Source organism: Actinomadura rubteroloni (genome assembly GCF_002911665.1).
Classification (GTDB): domain Bacteria; phylum Actinomycetota; class Actinomycetes; order Streptosporangiales; family Streptosporangiaceae; genus Spirillospora; species Spirillospora rubteroloni.
The window spans coordinates 203,495-220,386 of the sequence record NZ_MTBP01000001.1; the positions used below are offsets into that span (position 1 = coordinate 203,495).

Consider the following 16,892-nt stretch of genomic DNA (forward strand, 5'->3'; position numbering starts at 1 on the left):
GTCTCCTGCATGGAGTCAGGTGTTCTGGCGGGACCTTGTCATTCCGGTGACAACATCGGAGGATCCGTCTTTACTGGCCTGTCCTGGAACGATCGGTTTCTCCACCGGGTTTATGAGCGCCGCACATAATTGCGCGAATACCGTGCGTATACGGGCCGGGTGCGAGGTTAGGCTGACGGCCATGACCAGTACCGGCACCGGACGGGAGCGTCCGGCGTTCCGGCGGCTGACCTCCGACCGGCGGCGCGAGGAGATCATCTCGGCCGCGATCGCGACGTTCGGGAACCGGCCCGAGCCGGACGTCTCGATCGACGACGTCGCCGCGGCGGCGGGCACGTCCCGCTCGTCGGTCTACCGGTACTTCGACGGCAAGGGCGAGCTGTACGAGGTCGTCGCCGAGCGCGTCGGGACGATGCTCACCGACCGGCTCGCGGCCGTCACGGGCACGTCGCCGTCGGACGCGCTGACGCGGCGCCTCGCGCTCTACTTCGACTTCCTGGAGGAGTACGAGGGCGGGTACGCCGGGATCCTCGGCATCGGGGCGGGCCGGGCGCCGGAGGCCGCGCTGGACGTCGCCGAGCGCGTCCGGCAGCGCATCTGCGACCTGACGTTCCGGACGCTGGAGCTGGACGAGCCGGGCGAGCCGCTGCGCGTGGCCGTCCAGTCGTGGATCGCGGGCGTCGAGTGGGCGGGCGCGGAGTGGCTGCGGACGCGCAGCCCGTCCCGGCCCGAGCTGGAGATCATCCTCGGCGCGCAGTTCACGACGCAGCTCCTCGCCGTCGCGCCGCTCGACCCGGTCGTGGCCGAGCGGATCACGTGGCTGCTGCGCGTCGAGCCGCCGGGCTCGGCGTTCGGCGAGCTGATCCGGTCCGTCGCGGACGCGTTCGACCGGCGTGCGCTCGCCGCCCTCGCCGCGTTCCTCCCCGAGCCCGAACGCTGACCCACGACGCCGCCGCGTCACGTACGCCCGCTCCGGGCTCGGACGGCCGCCGCCGCGTGCTCGCTCTAGGGCGCGACGCGTACGTCCGCTACGGGCTCGGACGGCCGCCGCCGCGTGCTCGCTCTAGGGCGTCGGCGCGTACGTCCGCTATGGGCTCGACAGAAGCCATCGGGGCTCGCACGCGGGCGCGGCACCGGGGACCGCTAGGGCGTCGGCGCGTACGGCCGGTACGGGCTCGACAGGAGCCGGCGGGTGCTGGCGCGCGGACGCGTCACCGGGCCGCCGTGTCCAGGCGGGCCGCTGTGGCGGGCGTGCAGGATCATCTCCAGCTCCAGGCAGCGCTTCGGGTCGTGCAGGTCCGCGCCGAACAGCTCCTCCAGGTGCCGCAGGCGGTACCGGACGGTCTGCGGATGGACGTGCAGCCGGTTGCCCGCCTCGGTCGCGTTGAAGTTGCTCTCCAGCAGGGACAGCAGCGTCTCCGACAGCCGCGCCGTCTGGACCGGCGACAGGCCCGCGAGCGGGGCGAGCCGGGTGCCGGCCGCGTGCTCGATGAGGTCCTCCGCCATGAAGATCACGAGCGTGGGGACGTGATCCATGCAGCGCACCAGGCCGTCCGCCGCGATCCGGCCGCGCCGCGCGAGCGTCATCGCGCGGCGCGCCCAGCGCAGCGACTCGGCGGCGCGGGCGGGCGGCAGCACCGGGCCGAGGACGACGATCCAGTCGGCGAGCAGCGCCTCCAGCAGCCGCATCCGGCCCGGACCCTCGGGGTCGGGCAGGAGGAGGCACGGTTCGCCGCGCGCGAGGTCGACCAGGACGTCCGGCGGGAGCGCGGGCGGGCGGGCGCCGGTGTCGGCGCGCGGGTGCAGCACCACGGCCGCCGCCGAGCGCGGGATCCGCCACCGGGCGGCGCGGGCCGCGTCGGCGACGGCGCCGGGGTCGCCGTCGTCGAACAGGAGCGCGAGCAGCCGGGCGCGGCGGCGGCGGACCGCGTCGTCGCTGCCCGCCCGTTCGGCCTCGTACCCGGCGGCGGCCTCGGCGGTGACGGCGTCGAGGTAGGTGAACTGCGCCTCGGCGAGCAGGCCGAGCGTCGCGCGGTCGATGTCGAGGGACTCGGCGGACGCGGTGAGCGTCCGCCAGACGGCGCGGGCGCAGCGGTGCAGCGCGACGTGCAGTTCGTCCAGGTCCCGGCCGCGCAGCGCGACGCCGCGGCCGAGTTCGCGGAAGCGCTCGGCGACGCGGGGCCAGGCGGCGCGCGGGTCGTCCACCAGGGCGTAGAAGAGGCGCAGGCTCTCGCCCACCCAGGCGCGCACGTCCGCGTGGGCGGGGTCGGTCGCGTCGTCGGCCAGTTCGGCGGCGGCGACGGCGACGGCGGGGCGCATGCGCCGGACGAGGTCCGGCGGGATCGCCTCGAACGGACGGACATCGAGTTCAGGCCGCGTCATGGCAACACTCCTTGTGGAACCCCGAGTTCCACAAGAGTGCCCCAGGACACGCCGCCACCGATTGTCACGCGAGTGCGTTGTTTTCCGGACGGACTCCACGCCGGAATGCCAAGAAACGACGAACGTGCAGGTCAGAAAGGGGTGCCTAAAACGCCGAACCCGGCCGTCCGGAAGAACCGGACGGCCGGGTCGCCACGCTTACGGAACGGCGTGTTCCACTGCGGCGGGCGTGTTGTCGGACGTCGCGTACCGCGCGTGCAGGATCAGCTCCATCTCCAGGCACCGCCTGGGGTCGCGCAGGTCGTCGCCGAACAGGTCTTCGAGCTGCCGCAGGCGGTACCGGACGGTCTGGGGGTGCACGCGCAACCGGCGGCTCGCCTGCGCCGCGTTGAAGTTGTGCTCCAGCAGCGCCTGCAACGTCTCGGTGAGCCGGTCGCGCTGCGCGGGCGCGAGGCCCGACAGCGGCGCCAGCCGGGTCGTCGCCGCGTCGTCGATCAGCTCGCCCGCGCGGAACACCACCAGCGACGGCAGGTGGTCGGCGCTGCGCACCGGCCGGTCGACCGGGAACGCGCCGCGCCGCGCGAGCACCAGCGTGTCCCGGGCCCAGCGCAGCGACTCGCGGGCGCGCGGCAGCGGGACCGTCGGGCCGACCGCGACGATCCAGTCCTGCGTCAGCGGGTCCAGCAGCGCGGCGCGTCCGGGGGCCTCCGGGTCGGGCAGCAGCAGCGACGGCTCGGGCATGCCCTGGTCGGCGAGCAGTTCGTCGGGCACGGGCAGCGGCGGACGGAACGTGCCGGTGGTGTCGTCGCGTCCGACCTGGCCGGGCCGGGGCGCGACGGCCACCGCCGCGACCGTGGACGGCAGCGGCCAGCGGGCCTGCGCGGCGAGGGTCTCGATCGTCGCCTGGTCGCCGACCGGGTCGGCGAGCAGCAGCGCGAGCAGCCGCGCGCGGCGCAGCCGCTCGTCGCGCGCCGCGTCGCCGCACTCGGCCCGGTAGCCCTCGGCGACCACCGCCGACACCGCGTCCAGGTAGCTGAACTGGGCCTCCACGACGCGCAGCAGCGTGTCGTGGTCGAGGTCCAGCTCGTCGGCCAGCGAGGTGATGCCGCGCCAGGCCGCGAGCGCCGACCGGCGCAGCGTCTGGTGCGACTCGATGGGGTCGCGGCCGTCGCGGGCGAGTTGCCGGCCCGCCGCGCGGTAGAAGGACGCGACGCGCCCCCAGCCGGTGCCGGGGTTCTCCAGCAGGTCGCAGAAGTGGGCGAGTCCGGCGACGATGCCGTCGCGGAGGCGTTCGGCGTGCGGGCTGCCCGGCCGGGGCGGCGCGTCGCCCGGCGGGCCGTCGGTCCGGCCGAGCAGCTCGCAGAGCAGCTCGTCGGCCGCGCCCTCCACGGCGGGCCGCAGCCGGGTGCCGACCCAGGTCGGGATCGCCTCGAACGGACGATGGTCGAGTGTTGTCGCGGTCACGTGATCACTCCCCCGAGGAATGTTGATGGACCACCACCAAGCATCACGTATTACGCGCCGACCCGATTGTGTGACGCGGAAGACTTTTGACCCTTCCACCTCCCGCCGATTTACAAACGGGGTGGATGGCCGACAAACGCCTGAACGCGCTACGTTCCATGGCTTTTCATCTGTCCCATGACGTGGGACGCTGTCGTATTTTCACTGGATCAGGCCGGCGCGCCGCCACAACGCGGCACCGGGGCCGCTGATGAGTCCCAGCTCGTCGAGAAAGGGAACGATCTTCGCACCGAGCCAGTGGCGAGTGGCAAGGTGATGCGGATTGGCGAGCGCCATCGCCCGTCCTTCGGCGGGCTCCAGCCCGACGCACCGGTACACCTCGGGGTCGATCATGAATTCGAGCGTGGCGGTCGCGCCGACCGCCGCGACGAGCCGGTGCCGGGCGAGCGCCGTCCGGCCGAGCCCCCGCACGCTCCGCTCGATCTCGGCCCGCGCGTACCGGACGTGCCGCGCCTCCTCCACCACGTGGATGCGGCTGATCTCCCGGATGAGCGGCTGCACGAGCGTGTCCGCCATCGCCGCGCGCTGCATCCGGTCGAAGATCTCCTCGCCGACGAGGAACACCGCCCACATCGACGGCCCGGAGCCGAGCGCCTTGAACAGCCGGCCGATGTTGCGGACCGGCGCGGGCGGGCCGTAGACGGGCGTGCCGAGCCGTTCCATCAGCTTGGCGAACATCACGACGTGGCGCGTCTCGTCTCCGACCTCGGTCAGCCCGAACTGAGCGTGCGCGGTGCGCGGATCCACGTCGTAGAGGAACCGCAGGAAGAGCTGCATCAGGCACATCTCCAGCCAGATGCCCGCGGCGGAGACGCTCGCCAGCTCGTGCCGCGACAGCTCGACGCGCCGGGCGTGGGTGAGGCCGTCCCAGAACGGCGTCCCGTACAGCGAGACGCGTTCGAGCGGCAGGAACGGCTTCTCCTTGTCGAACGGGGCGTCCCAGTCGAGTTCGGCGTCGGGGTCGAACGAGGCGCGGGCCGCCGAGCGGAGCAGCCGCAGCGCGACGGTCTCCCGGTCGCGGGCCGTTCGGCGCGGACGCGGGCCGTTATCCGGGGTCACGCCGCGCGGCGCGGGGGCATTCAGGGAGGTCATGGCGGGTCCTTCGCGGGAACGATCGGCCATCGGGCAGAACGACTCTCCCGCGCCGCGAAAGTTGAAGAAATACGGCTTTCGCGCAGGTCCGCGCGTTACGTTGGCAATTCCCGCACAACAGCCGGAACGGCCGGTTCCATGGGGAAAGACGAGAGCACCCGCCCGTCCCCCTGGGAGATAGGGAGACGAACGGGTGCCGATGCCCTGGCGCGGCGGACGAACCGCGTCAGGACTTCTTGACCCGGCAGGCGGGAATCGTGTCGAACGCCGTCGTCAGCGCCGGATTCGCCCGCAGGTCGTCGCGGGGGCCGGTGTAGCTCACCGAGGCCAGCACCTGCTGGGACAGGCCGGCCAGCGCCGCCCGGAGCGACTTCGTGTCCGTGACCTTCGTGTCGTCCAGCTTGGTCCGGACCTGGTTCAGGACGGTCTTCGCGCCCGCCAGCTTGGTGAGCGCCGCGTCGTACGTCGCCTGGCCGTCGCTGACCGGAGGAACGCCCGCCTTCTTCAGGCCCGCCTCCATCGTGTCCATCCGCCGGGCGAGCTGGGTGAGGAAGGCCGCGATGTTGGCCTTGTAGGCCTTCGGGTCCTCGGTGACCGCCGGCAGCCGGACCGCCTCGTTCAGCCCGATCGACGAGCAGACCTTCGCGGCCCACACGGCCTGCGGCGTCGTGTGCGGCTTGTCGCCGGAGGAACCGCAGCCGGCGGCGGCCGTGCCGAGGGCGACGGCCAGGGCCGCGCCGGTGACCAGACGCCGCATGGTGTTCTCCTTACGAGCGGGGCTTGCCGGGCCCGGCCGCACGCGCGGTGCGGCCGGGCCGTCGCGTCAGCGGCCGGTGAGGTTCAGGTCGATCGTGTTGCCGTCACCGGCCGTGAACGCCGACAGCAGCGGCGCCAGGCCCTCGCAGCCCTCCAGCTCGTCCAGCTTGTACTTGCCGCTGATCTTGCTGCCCTTGACCGGGTCGAACGCGCCCGCCGACTCCAGGTGGAGCGCCGACGGCGTCCGGGTGGTGCACTGCTCGCCGCCGGCCAGCGGGATCCCGAAGAAGCTGAGGCTCGGCAGGCCGACCTTGACGTTGACGTCGGCGACGAGCTTGCCGTCGAGGGTGCCGGTCACCTTGCCCTGCGGCGTCATGACGATGCCGGCCCGCACCGGGAGGAAGCCGAAGATCTTGAAGTCGCCCGTGGTCGGGTTGAGCGTCAGGTCCCCGGTGTACTTCTTGGTGGCTCCGTCGATGGAGGCGACGAGCCCGCCCGTCAGCGGCGCGGTGCCGTTCGGGGCCTTGAGGAAGGTGGAGCCGTTGACGTTGAAGGCGTACTCGCCGCCCTCGCCGCCGGTGCTCTCCTTGCCGGTGTGGAACTTGAGCGGCGCGCTGGCGGCCGACAGGTTGCCGGCCTTGTCCTTGGCCTTCACCGTGACGGTGTAGTCGGTGTCCGGCGCGAGGCCGTTCAGCGTCGCGCTGGTGGCGGTGACGTCGGCGACCTTCTTGCCCGACGAGTCGTACACCTCATAGCCGGTGACGGCCACGTTGTCCGTCGACTTGTCCCAGGTCAGCGACACGCTCGTGGGCGCGGGCGTGGCCACCACGTTCGCCGGGGCGCTCGGCGCCACCGTGTCCGCGGCGGGGCCCGTCGTGACCTGCACCGCCGAGCTGGCGGCGGAGACGTTGCCGGCCTTGTCCTTGGCCTTCACGGTGAACGCGTACTCGGTTCCCGGGGTCAGGCCGGTGACCGTCGCCTTGGCGTCGGTGACGTCCGCGACCTTCTTGCCCGCCTTGTCGTAGACCTCATAACCCGCGACGCCGGAGCCCGCCGAGCCGTCGGCGTTCTTCGGGTCAGCCGACGGGTCCCAGCTCAGGTCGACCGACTTGCCGTCCGCCGAGCCGACCGCCTTCACGTTCACCGGGACGCCCGGCGCCGTGGTGTCACCGGCTCCGGCCGTGGTGATCTTGACCGCGGCGCTGGCGGCGGAGACGTTGCCCGCCTTGTCCTTGGCCTTCACCGAGAACGCGTAGCTGCCGCCCGGCGTCAGGCCGGTGACGGTCGCCTTGGCGTCGGTGACGTCCGCGACCTTCTTGCCGGCCTGGTCGTAGACCTCGTAGCCCGCGACGCCCGTGCCCGCGGAACCGTCGGAGTCCTTCGGGTCCGTTGACGGGTCCCAGCTCAGCTCGACCGACTTGCCGTCCGCCGAACCGGCCGCCTTCACGTTCGCCGGGACCGACGGCGCCGTCGTGTCGTTCCCGCCGGCTCCGCCCGTGGTGACCTTGACCGCCGCGCTGGCGGCGGAGACGTTGCCGAGCTTGTCCTTGGCCTTCACGGTGAACGCGTATTCGGTTCCCGGGGTCAGGCCGGTGATGGTGGCCTTGGGGTCGGTGACGTCGGCGACCTTCTTGCCCGCCTTGTCATAGACCTCGTAGCCCGCGACGCCCGAGCCCGCAGAACCGTCGGAGTCCTTCGGGTCCGTCGACGGGTCCCAGCTCAGGCCGACCGACTTGCCGTCCGCCGAACCGACCGCCTTCACGTTCGCCGGAACCGTCGGAGCCGTCGTGTCGGGCACGCCGCCGTCCGGGGAACCCGCCGTGATCGTGGCGAGCAGGTTGTTCTGGCCCGTGTCCTGGGTGCAGACGACGTGGTCGAGGTTGGTCCCGTCCGGCTGCGTGCCGAGGTCGATCGTGTAGCCGTCACCGTCGATGGCGACGACCTTCAGCCACAGGTCGTTGACGAAGACCTGGGACTTGTCGCCTTCCTTGCCCTTGATGGTGACCGACGGCGTCATCCCGTGCGCCTTGACGTCGAACGCCTGCTGCTTCTCGGGAATCGCGGTCTTGTCGAACGTCAGCTCGGGGTGGATGACCGTGTCGGCCTGTCCGGGCGACTTGATCGTCGCCGTCGCCGTCGCGCTGCCCTCGATGGACACCGCGCCGATCAGGTCGAGGCCCGACATCGTCTTGGCGTCGAGGTGCGCCACCGCCTTCACCGGGAAGGAGCCGGACGGCTTGTTCGGCGTCTGCACCTCGGGAATGGACGCGGTGATGTCGATCGTGAGCGCCTGCTTGTGGATGATCGGGTAGGCGCAGGTGTACTTCAGGCTCAGCGGCCAGTCCTTGGCCGACGCCGAACCTGCCGTGCCGGTGGTCAGCGCGGCGACCACGGCGCCGACGGCGGTCGCCGCCACGGCGGGCCTGGTCCACCGGGACTTCTTCTTGGCGTTCACTCGCTACCTCTTGCGTTCCACTGAAAGGGCTGGGGGTCTCGGCTGCCGCAGGGACGCGTCACAGAAAAGGGGCCTCCCCGGCCGGAGCGGAGGCCGGCCGCGTCCGGGCCGCCCGCCGTACCGGGGCGATCAGGGGCTTCGACGGGCGCAAACTATCCGGCGGCGGGACGCGCCGTCCATACGTTGTTCCGAGACTCGCGAAAGTTGATAAGTGGCGGGTGACGTGCGCCACTCGGTCAGCAGGGTAACGAACCGGCACCGTCGCGAATACCCCTGCGACCCCCGCGCGAGCTGATTTGAAGGCAACTCAGTGTTCTTCTCCGGAATCTCGTCACCAGGTGAGTACTCGGCCGCTACACGCGGCGCCCCGACGCTTTCTTGTCACCAGACGCGCGTTCGGACCCCGGGATTGTTCATCTGACATAAGGACCGTCGGGCTGCGCGCGGGTTAGCTTCGACGTGTCCTGGATCACGGCAGGCACGGCGCGCAGGGGTACCCGCTCGGTGCGTTCCCACCCCCCGCCGTGATCCCTGCACAACGGCCGGCAGTTCCGTCAGGCCCGAGTACGGTGCGACCCCGCACCGGCTGACCTCGGCCGACACGGCGAGCACCGGCTCTGGAGGTGTGTCCCTCATGACCCGAACCCTCGACCCGGGGGCCATCGCGACGCCCGGCGCCGCCGCGGCGCCGCCGGTGTCGCCGCTGCCCCGGCGGCTCGCGCAGCTCATGCGTCCCGAACTGCCGAGCCTGTGCGAGGAGATCGTCGCGGAGATCCGCAAGGCGATCCCCGAGTACGCGCGCGCCGGCGACGGCCCGTACGACCGCGCGTACGACCAGGTACTGCACGCCAGCGTCCGGCAGAGCCTCACGGCGTTCGCCGACCGCATCGGCGGGACGGCCGGTGGATCGTCCCACCGGGAGGCCGCGCGGCAGCTCGGCGAGTACGAGGCGATGGAGGGCCGGAGCCTGGACTCGCTCCAGGCGGCCTACCGCATCGGCGGGCAGGTGGCGTGGCGGCGCGTCATGAAGGTGGCGCCGCGCTACGACATCTCGTCGGCGGTCATGTCGCGGCTGGCCGACGCGCTGTTCTCGTTCATGGACGAGCTGGCCGCGCTGTCGCTGGAGGGCTACCTCGCGGCGCGGGCGCACCCGGTCGCCGCGCTGGACGAGCGCCGCCGCCGTCTGCTGCGCGTGCTGCTGGACGGCGCCGCCGGTCCGGGTCCCGCGCTGATGGAGATGGCCGAGTCGGCGGGGTGGACCGTACCGGAGCAGGTCACGCTGGTGGCGCTGCGTCCGGGGCCGGGCCAGGTCCGGAGCGTGCTGGACGACGACCTGCTCGTCGACCTGGACGACGCCGAGCCGCACCTGCTGATCCCGGGCCCGCCCACGCCCGAGCGCGCCGCGATGCTGGCGGCGGCGTTCCCCGGCCGGGGCATCGCGATCGGCACGGCGGTGCCGATGGCGCGTGCGGCGGACTCGCTGCGCTGGGCGCGGCAGGCGCTGCACCTGGCCGAGGAGGGCGTGCTGACGGTGGACGGCCCGGTCATCCGCTGCGACGACCACCTGGTCACGCTGTGGCTGATGGCGGACCCGGCGCTGCTGGAGCAGCTCGCCCACCAGGTTCTCGGGGTGCTGCCCGCGATGACGCCGGGCCAGCAGGACCGGCTCACCGAGACGCTGCGGACGTGGCTCGTCACGCGCGGCACGGCCGCCGAGATCGCGTCGCAGTTGCACATTCACCCGCAGACCGTCCGGTACCGCATGCGCAAGATCGAGCAGACGCTCGGCCCGGAGCTGGCCGACCCGGACGCCCGGTTCGGGATCGAGGCGGTGCTGCGGGCGATGGAGCTGCGCGAGCGGGCGCGCAAGACGCCGGCGCGCGGCGGTGCGCCGGGCGCGTCGCGGGGCACCGGCCGGGCGGTTCCGCCGGCGGCGCTGCCGACGGCGCGGGCGCGGCGGGGCGGGCCGACCGTTCCGCACGCCGTGTCGACGCCGCGCGTGCCACGCCGACGGGGATGAGTTCCCCGGCCCGTCGACCGGGCCGGGGACGGACCGCGGAGCCGCGGCGCTCGGGGGCGCCGCGTCGGGAGCGTTAGGCTGGAATGGCGATGGAGACCACGACGGCTGCGCCTCCCGGACTGCGGGAACGGAAGAAGGCGGCGACGCGGCGGGCACTGCACGAGGCAGCCGTCCGCCTGACGGCCGAGCACGGGCTCGACCAGGTGACGGTCGAGGCCATCGCGGACGCCGCCGGGGTCTCGCGCCGCACCTTCTCGAACTACTTCGAGAACAAAGAGGACGCCCTGCTCTACGGGCACATCGAGTGGCGCTGCCGGCTGAGCGATCAGTTCGCGGCCCGTCCTGACGGGGAACCCGCCTGGATCGCGCTGCGCACGGCCGCGCGCGAGGTCTTCGCCGACTTCTCGCTGCATCCGGGGCTGCTGCGGCAGATCCAGCTCGCGCACTGCAACCCGTCCCTGAGCCAGGGGCAGGTGGCCCGGTTCGCGGAACTGGAGCTGGAGCTGGCGGCGCTGATCGCGGCGCGCGACGGCCTGCCCGCCGACGGGATCCGTGCGCGGGTGCTGGCGGCGGCGTTCCTGACGGCCGTGCGGGTGGGCGCGCAGCGCTGGGCCGACGAGCATCCGGGACGGTCGCTGATCGCGCTGGTGAACGAGGCACTGGACGAGGTCGGGCGTTCGTTCGTCTGAGCGCGTCCGTTTTTGTGGTGGAATCGGGGTCTCGGCGTTCCCAAGGATGGCCTGTGACCTCTCTTCCCCCCGGCAAGGGACGGCCGGAGCCGCCGCCCGTCGCGGCGTGGATCCGCGTGCCCGCGCTCGTCATCGTGCTGCCGTTCCGGCTGCTCTGGGAGCTGGTCGTCCTGGTGGGGCGGGGCGTCGGGTGGGCGGTGGACGCGCTGGTCGTCCGTCCGCTCGCCTGGCTCGGCCGGACGCTGTGGCGTTATCTCCTGGTACCGCTCGCCCGCGCCCTGTGGTGGCCCGTCGCGATGTTCGGGCGGTACGTACTGCGGCCGATCGGCCTGGGGTTGGCGCTGCTGTTGCAGTACGTCCTCGTCCTGCCGTTGGTGCTGCTCTATAAGTACGTGCTGCGACCGATCGGGCTCGCGTTCGGCTGGGTGTGGTTCGCCGCCGGACGCGCGCTGCTGTTCCTCCTGCGCGTGCTGATCGTCGTGCCGTGCGCGTGGATATATAGGTACGGGCTTCGTCCGCTGGGCCTCGCGCTCCTGTGGACGCTCCGGATCCTCGTCGTCGTGCCGCTCGCCTGGGCCTACCGGTGGATCCTGACGCCGCTCGGCCACGCGCTCCGCTGGTCGTGGTTCGCAACGGGCCGCGTCCTCTTCTACCTGGTGGTCGTGCCGTGCCGCGCGGTGTACCGGTACGTCATGACGCCGCTCGGGCACGCCGTCCGCGCGACGTGGCGGACGTGCGTCGCCGCGCCCGCCCGCTGGATCCGCGCGACGTTCGTCGACCCGATCCGCGCGGCCGGACGCGATGTCCGGGAGCTGATTCGCCGGGCGTTCCGTCCGGGCTGAGATAATCGGACACGATGTATCGACTTCTGTATGCACTGGTCATCAGCCGTGTCCCCGCCGAGACGGCCCATCACTGGACGATGTCGGGGCTCCGGGCCGTCCAGGCCGTCCCGGGCGGGACGGCGCTGCTGCGCCGCCTGCTCGCGCCGCGCGATCCCGCGCTGCGCGTGCGCGCCCTCGGCCTGGACTTCCCCGGCCCGCTCGGGCTCGCCGCCGGATTCGACAAGGACGCCGTCGCCTACGACGCGCTCGGCGCGTTCGGGTTCGCGCACGTCGAGGTCGGGACGCTCACCGGCGCCGCCCAGCCCGGCAACCCCAAACCCCGGCTGTTCCGGCTCACCGCCGACCGCGCGGTGATCAACCGGATGGGGTTCAACAACCGGGGCTCGATCGACGCGGCGCGGCGGCTGCTGCGGCGCCGTCCGCCGACGATCGTGGGCGTCAACATCGGGAAGACCAAGGTCGTCCCGGAGGAGCGGGCCGCGGCGGACTACGTCGCGAGCGCCGGGCGGCTCGCCCCGCACGCCGACTACCTCGTCGTGAACGTCAGCTCGCCGAACACGCCGGGGCTGCGGAACCTCCAGGCGGTGGAGCATCTGCGTCCGCTGCTGGCCGCCGTCCGCGCCGCCGCCGACCAGGTCACCGACCGGCACGTCCCGCTGCTGGTGAAGATCGCGCCCGACCTCGCCGACGCGGACGTGGACGCCGTCGCCGACCTCGCGCTCGACCTCGGCCTGGACGGGATCATCGCCACCAACACGACGATCTCCCGGGACGGGCTGCGCTCGTCCGCCGATCTCGTCAAGGAGACCGGCGGCCTGTCGGGGGCGCCGCTGAAGGAACGGTCGGTCGAGGTGCTGCGGCGGCTGCGCGACCGGACGGGCGGACGCCTCACGCTCGTCTCCGTCGGCGGCGTCGAGACGGCCGACGACGTGTGGGAGCGGATCCGGGCGGGCGCGACGCTCGTCCAGGGCTACACCGGGATGATCTACGGCGGCCCGTTCTGGGCGCACCGCGTCCACCGCGACCTGTCGCGGCGGCTGCGGGCGAGCGCGTTCTCGTCGCTGGCGGCGGCCCGGCGCTGATCTTTGCCGCGCGGGGAGTGTGCGCGGAGGCGCGCGGCGGCATCGCCTGTGTATGGAGAAGCGCACGGCGGTCACGCGCGTCGGCCTGGTGGTGGCCGCCGCGCTGCCCGCGCTCGTCCTGCGGCTGACCGGGACGCATCCGCCGCCGGGCGTCGCGACGCTCGTGTACGGGCTGGGGGTGCTCGCGGCGGCGGTCGTCCTGATGTGGGCGTCGGAGACCGCGCGGGCGGACATCTCGGGCGCGCTGGCGCTGGCGCTCCTCGCGCTGATCGCGGTGCTGCCCGAATACGCCGTCGACCTCTACTACGCGTACGCGGCGGGGCATCGTCCGGAGTACACGGCGTTCGCGGCGGCGAACATGACGGGGGCGAACCGGCTGCTCATCGGCGTCGGCTGGGCGGTCGTCGTGCTGGCGTTCGCCCTCGCCACCCGCCGCCGGGGCCGGGGCCGGCACGGCCGCTCGTCCGCCCGCCGCGACGTCACGCTGCGCCCGGCGCACCGGATCGAGCTGGGCTATCTGGCGCTCGCGGCCGTGGTGGCGTTCGTGCCGCCGCTCGCCGACGAGATCGGCTGGTACGTGTCGATCCCGCTGCTGGCGATCTACGTGGCGTACATCCTGCGGATCGCGCGCGGCGGCCCGGACACCGCCGAGGAGGCGATGGGCGTCGCCGCCTACTTCACCGCCCTACCGGCGCTCCCCCGCCGCATGGCGACGTGCGGCGGGTTCGTGTTCGGCGCGGTGATCGTGTTCGCGTCCGCCGAGCCGTTCGCGGAGGCGCTGGTGCATCTCGGCTCGTCGGCGGGGATCGACAAGTTCCTGCTCGTCCAGTGGCTGGCGCCGCTGGCGTCCGAGGCGCCCGAACTGATCGTGGCGACCGTCTACGCGTGGCGGCTGCGCGACGCGGACGGCATCGGCGCCCTGCTCTCCAGCAAGGTCAACCAGTGGACGCTGCTCATCGGCACCCTGCCCTTCGCCTACCGCGCGGGCGGCGGCGCCTGGTCGCTGCCGCTGGACTCACGTCAGGCCGAAGAAGTCCTGCTCACGGCCGCCCAAACGGTCCTCGGCCTCGGCTTCCTCATCGACCTGGTCTTCCGCCGCTGGGAGGCGGCGGTCCTGTTCGCGCTGTTCGCGATCCAGTTCGCCGTCCCGTCCCAGCAGGCCCGTCTCGTGCTCGCGGGCATCTACCTGGCGGCGGGCTTCACCGTCCTCATCACGAAGCACCGCGCGCTGGCCGCCGCGATGTCCACCGCCCTGCGGCGCCCCCCGGCCGGCCGGTGACGACCGGCCGGGGGCCCTGCGCTCAGCCCGGACGTCAGCAGTTCGACGTCGCGGGCTTGCCGTCGAGCCTGTCCTGCAAGAAGGCCAGCGCGGCCTCGTTGCCCCGGTAGACCAGCGTGATGTGGCTGAGGTCGTCGTAGGTCTTCCACGTCTCCTGCACGCCGAGCGCGCAGTACTTGTCGTGGAGCCGGGACGCCTGGGAGAACGCGACGATCTCGTCCGCCTTCGAGTGGTACTGGAAGACCGGCACCTTGATCGCGGTGCCGCCCAGCCGGTTCTCGACGGCCCGGCCGCTCCAGCTCGGGTCGCCGAGCGGGCTGCTGGTGAAGATGTCGTCGACGGTCAGCTTCTGGTAGTTCGTGATGAGTTCCAGCGTGCAGTCGTCCTGCGGCATGTTCTGGATGAGCTTGCGCCCGTTGTCGGTCAGCAGTTCGTCGAACGGCAGCTCGGGGTACGCGTTGTGCAGCCCGATCAGGGCGTACAGCATGAACCCGAACATCGGGGAGCCGTCCAGGTTGAGCGCCACCGCGACGATGTCGCCGGGCACGCCGCCGCCGCTGACGCCGATCAGCTTCAGCTCGGGCGCGTACTCGGGCTGCTGCTGCGCCGCCCACATGACCGCGCCGCCGCCCTGCGAGTAGCCCTGGAAGAGCACCTTGGCGTCCTTGGACAGCCCGGCCTCGGGCAGCCGCTGCGCCGCGCGGACGGCGTCGAGCACGGCGTGGCCGAGCGCCTTCCCGGTCATGTAGCTGGTCGTCGGGTCCTTGTGGTAGCCCTCGTAGTCGGGGACGGCCACGGCCCACTTGCGCTTCAGCAGTTCGTTGAGCATGGCCTGCTCGTAGAAGCTGCCGGAGTCGATCATCTTGGACGGGGCGCAACGGAACGCGGGACCCGACGTGCCGGGGGCGAACGCGACGACCGGCACCGTGGCGGGGTCGACGCCCTTCGGCACGAGGACCGTCCCGGTCACGGCGTTGGGCTTGCCCGTGGCGGTCGTCGACAGGAACATGACCTCCCACGCGTTCGCCAGGGAACGCGCGGTCGGCGGACCGGCCTTGGACGGACGCGCCCGCAGGACGTCGCCCGGCGAGCCCGCGGGCAGCGGCGACGGCGGGGTGTAGAAGTCGTCGCCGGGCGGGCCGGTGTCGGCGGCCCCGAGCAGCGTGCGGGCCGGCGCCATCGGTGCGGACTTCGTCTGGGCGGACGCCGTGGCGCCCGGCACCGCGAACAGCGCGGCCACCACCAGGAGCGCGACGGCGAGCGCCGTGCGCCGCGTCCCCGCGGGCGCGGACCGCGCGCGGGAGTTCTCGAAGATCTTCGTCATGACTCTGCCGAATCCTTTGAGCGGGCCACTACGGCGCGGCGGTCAGGGAGATGGTGTTGCCCGGCCCGGCCGTGACGGCGCTGAGGACGGACGTCAGCACCCCGCAGTTCTGGAGCTTGGGCAGCGTGTACTTGCCGGTGAGCTTTCCGCCGGACGCCTTGTCGAACGGGTCCGCGACCAGCCCGATCTGCGCCGGGGCCGCCGTGCGGCAGTCCGGCCCGCCGCCGATCTCCAGGCCGAACACCTTCACCGACGGCACGCCGACCGGCACCGCGGACGTCGTCGTCAGCTTCGCGGCCGACAGCGTCCCGGTCGCCGCGACGGCCGGGCCGAACGCCACGTCGAAGCTCGCCGGCAGGAAGCCGAACAGCTTGAACGGCACCGCGCTCTTGTCCAGCGCCAGGTTCCCCGTCAGCTTTCCGGCGGCGTCGAAGCCCGTCGTGAGGGAGCCGGTGAGCGGGACGGTCACGCCCGCCGCCTTGACGCGCGTGGAGCCCTTGAGCTTGAACACGGCGGCGGGTTCTTCCTTGCCGACGACGTCGAACTCGGTGAGCACGTTGTTCTGCCCGGGGTCCTGCGTGCACTCGGACTCGAAGGGGCCGAGACCGCTCTCGCCGCCGTCCTTGAGCTTGGCGCTCATCGACAGCACGAGGTCCCCGACCGCGATCTTTCCGTGCCCGGCCTTGGTGAAGGTGAGCGACGGCGCGTTGCCGTGCACGTTCACCGTGAACTCGCCGGACTCGGGGATCGCGCTCTTGTCGAGCGTCATGTTCACGTCGAGCGGGGAACCGTCCGGGTGGTCCGGGGACGTCACCGTCGCGGTGGCAAGCGCCGCGCCCTCCAGCGTCTCGCCGTAGACGGCGCGCAGGCCCTTGGTCGCGCCCGCGTTCACCGTCGCGACCGCCTGGACCGCGAACTTCGGCGTCCCCTCACCGGCCGGGAACGTCTTCGGGATCTCAGCGTCGATCTTCACGCTCAACGGCTGCCGGCCGATGAGCGGATACGCGCACTGGTACTTCAGGGTCAGCGACACCGCCTGCCCCGCGTCGGCCGGGGCCGCGGCCGCCAGCGCGAGCCCGGCGCCGCCGCCGGGCGGTGCGCCGACGCCCGCGAAGGCACCGCCGATCGCCAGGGCCGTGCCCACTGCCAGGGCAAATCCCGTCCTGGTCCGTCTCATGGCATCCTCGCCTCTTCGTCTCACCCGGTGGGAGACACCGATCGCCCGGTCACGGCGTCCGCCGCGCTGGACCCGCCGGGGCGCCGAACCGGCGAGTTCCTCCCGAGGCCGCCGCTACGCCGCCGTCCGGAAGTTTCGTGGAGGCAAAGGTACTTGTCAGCCACGCAAAACTTCATCGCGTCGCCGTGACAACTTGCCCCGCGAACTCGCGCACACGCCACGGGTTGCGCGCCGACCGATCAAAGGGGCGAACCCCGACGGCACGGC

13 protein-coding genes are annotated in these 16,892 nt (G+C 72.6%); 6 read left to right on the forward strand and 7 right to left on the reverse strand.

Annotated features, from left to right (window positions below; all coding sequences use genetic code 11):
• The first annotated feature begins 181 nt into the window (after positions 1-181).
• On the forward strand, positions 182-940 hold the full coding sequence (locus tag BTM25_RS01035; RefSeq protein ID WP_103560883.1) for a TetR/AcrR family transcriptional regulator: 759 nt from the start codon (positions 182-184) through the stop codon (positions 938-940).
• A 203-nt stretch (positions 941-1,143) separates the two neighbouring features.
• On the opposite strand, the gene BTM25_RS01040 is transcribed toward BTM25_RS01035, so the two are convergent.
• From BTM25_RS01040 to BTM25_RS30125, 5 genes are all read right to left on the reverse strand, one after another.
• Complete coding sequence (locus BTM25_RS01040) at positions 1,144-2,382, reverse strand: helix-turn-helix domain-containing protein (protein ID WP_103560884.1); 1,239 nt, start codon at positions 2,380-2,382, stop codon at positions 1,144-1,146.
• Between the two features lie 198 nt (positions 2,383-2,580).
• Positions 2,581-3,846 carry a PucR family transcriptional regulator gene (locus BTM25_RS01045; RefSeq protein ID WP_103560885.1) on the reverse strand — a complete coding sequence of 422 codons (1,266 nt, stop codon included), beginning with the start codon at positions 3,844-3,846 and terminating at the stop codon, positions 2,581-2,583.
• Positions 3,847-4,047: 201 nt separating this feature from the next.
• A complete protein-coding gene (locus BTM25_RS01050) occupies positions 4,048-4,998 on the reverse strand; it encodes an AurF N-oxygenase family protein (protein WP_103560886.1) in 951 nt (316 codons plus the stop codon).
• 226 nt (positions 4,999-5,224) lie between these two features.
• Positions 5,225-5,755 (reverse strand): hypothetical protein, encoded by a 531-nt coding sequence (locus tag BTM25_RS01055; protein WP_103560887.1) that lies wholly within the window; start codon positions 5,753-5,755, stop codon positions 5,225-5,227.
• 66 nt (positions 5,756-5,821) lie between these two features.
• Positions 5,822-8,209: a fibronectin type III domain-containing protein gene (locus BTM25_RS30125; protein WP_235827992.1), complete on the reverse strand. Its 2,388-nt coding sequence runs from the start codon at positions 8,207-8,209 to the stop codon at positions 5,822-5,824.
• A gap of 634 nt (positions 8,210-8,843) precedes the next feature.
• Between BTM25_RS30125 and BTM25_RS01065 the strand changes: the two genes are divergently transcribed.
• From BTM25_RS01065 to BTM25_RS01085, 5 genes are all read left to right on the forward strand, one after another.
• On the forward strand, positions 8,844-10,229 hold the full coding sequence (locus BTM25_RS01065; protein ID WP_103560888.1) for a PucR family transcriptional regulator: 1,386 nt from the start codon (positions 8,844-8,846) through the stop codon (positions 10,227-10,229).
• Between the two features lie 89 nt (positions 10,230-10,318).
• Positions 10,319-10,918, forward strand: coding sequence for a TetR/AcrR family transcriptional regulator (locus BTM25_RS01070; RefSeq protein WP_103562664.1), 600 nt, complete (start codon positions 10,319-10,321; stop codon positions 10,916-10,918).
• A gap of 53 nt (positions 10,919-10,971) precedes the next feature.
• Positions 10,972-11,760, forward strand: a complete 789-nt coding sequence (locus BTM25_RS01075) for a hypothetical protein (RefSeq protein WP_103560889.1) — start codon at positions 10,972-10,974, stop codon at positions 11,758-11,760.
• 14 nt (positions 11,761-11,774) lie between these two features.
• On the forward strand, positions 11,775-12,845 hold the full coding sequence (locus BTM25_RS01080; protein WP_103560890.1) for a quinone-dependent dihydroorotate dehydrogenase: 1,071 nt from the start codon (positions 11,775-11,777) through the stop codon (positions 12,843-12,845).
• Between the two features lie 52 nt (positions 12,846-12,897).
• Positions 12,898-14,124, forward strand: a complete 1,227-nt coding sequence (locus BTM25_RS01085) for a sodium:proton exchanger (RefSeq protein ID WP_103560891.1) — start codon at positions 12,898-12,900, stop codon at positions 14,122-14,124.
• Between the two features lie 34 nt (positions 14,125-14,158).
• Here BTM25_RS01085 and BTM25_RS01090 read toward each other — a convergent pair whose 3' ends face one another.
• Positions 14,159-15,448 (reverse strand): lipase family protein, encoded by a 1,290-nt coding sequence (locus tag BTM25_RS01090; RefSeq protein WP_103560892.1) that lies wholly within the window; start codon positions 15,446-15,448, stop codon positions 14,159-14,161.
• A gap of 28 nt (positions 15,449-15,476) precedes the next feature.
• Entirely contained in the window at positions 15,477-16,592 is a 1,116-nt protein-coding gene (locus BTM25_RS01095; protein ID WP_103560893.1) for a DUF6801 domain-containing protein, read from the reverse strand.
• Between the last annotated feature and the right edge of the window lie 300 nt (positions 16,593-16,892).

Excerpts from the sequence above, each read along its gene's own strand:
- BTM25_RS01050 (WP_103560886.1), bottom strand. The coding sequence starts at position 4,998 with ATGACCTCCCTGAATGCCCCCGCGCCGCGCGGCGTGACCCCGGATAAC.
- BTM25_RS01040 (WP_103560884.1), bottom strand. The coding sequence starts at position 2,382 with ATGACGCGGCCTGAACTCGATGTCCGTCCGTTCGAGGCGATCCCGCCG.
- BTM25_RS01035 (WP_103560883.1), top strand. The coding sequence starts at position 182 with ATGACCAGTACCGGCACCGGACGGGAGCGTCCGGCGTTCCGGCGGCTG.
- BTM25_RS01065 (WP_103560888.1), top strand. The coding sequence starts at position 8,844 with ATGACCCGAACCCTCGACCCGGGGGCCATCGCGACGCCCGGCGCCGCC.
- BTM25_RS01090 (WP_103560892.1), bottom strand. The coding sequence starts at position 15,448 with ATGACGAAGATCTTCGAGAACTCCCGCGCGCGGTCCGCGCCCGCGGGG.
- BTM25_RS01080 (WP_103560890.1), top strand. The coding sequence starts at position 11,775 with ATGTATCGACTTCTGTATGCACTGGTCATCAGCCGTGTCCCCGCCGAG.
- BTM25_RS01055 (WP_103560887.1), bottom strand. The coding sequence starts at position 5,755 with ATGCGGCGTCTGGTCACCGGCGCGGCCCTGGCCGTCGCCCTCGGCACG.
- BTM25_RS01070 (WP_103562664.1), top strand. The coding sequence starts at position 10,319 with ATGGAGACCACGACGGCTGCGCCTCCCGGACTGCGGGAACGGAAGAAG.
- BTM25_RS01085 (WP_103560891.1), top strand. The coding sequence starts at position 12,898 with ATGGAGAAGCGCACGGCGGTCACGCGCGTCGGCCTGGTGGTGGCCGCC.